Origin of the sequence: Rhizobium sp. PRIMUS64 (genome assembly GCF_023006465.1) — a bacterium.
Taxonomy (GTDB): domain Bacteria; phylum Pseudomonadota; class Alphaproteobacteria; order Rhizobiales; family Rhizobiaceae; genus Rhizobium; species Rhizobium leguminosarum.
The window spans coordinates 1-406 of the sequence record NZ_JALBGX010000351.1 but is presented as its reverse complement, the minus strand read 5'-3'; the positions used below and the strand labels follow the sequence as shown (position 1 = coordinate 406).

The window sequence follows — 406 nt, the reverse complement described above, 5'->3', positions numbered from 1 at the left end:
CGCTTTCGATGGCGCCAAGATCGTGCTGCAGCCGATCACCGACGTCGCGCACCTGATCCATGGGCCTCTCGGCTGTGAGGGCAATTCCTGGGACAACCGCGGATCGGCTTCTTCAGGTCCCACGCTCTGGCGCACGAGCTTCACGGCGCTGACCGAAGCAGGCGCCATTGAAAAGAAGCCTTTCGATGAGGAGGACTAAGAAATGGGTACATTGACAGGAAGTACGAATGGCCCTGCTGTCAACGAAGATGGGGATCTCGCCACCCCTTTTCTCAGATGCCTGATAAGGCTCATCCGCGCTCAGGATGCCCATGGGGCGTGGGAAGGCAAATCGGACACTGACCTGCTGGCCGACTTCATCCTCACCAAGGAGCAGCGCCGTAAGATCCCGATCATAGGCGATCCG

1 protein-coding gene and 1 pseudogene are annotated in these 406 nt (G+C 59.1%); both read left to right on the top strand.

The genetic code is table 11. The features are described 5' to 3' along the window. Window positions 1-169, top strand: a pseudogene (locus MOV76_RS39525) (nitrogenase component 1); the annotation flags it as partial. Between the two features lie 33 nt (window positions 170-202). Continuing rightward, a partial coding sequence (locus MOV76_RS39520) for a DUF269 domain-containing protein (protein ID WP_247266632.1) occupies window positions 203-406 on the top strand: 204 nt, incomplete at its 3' end.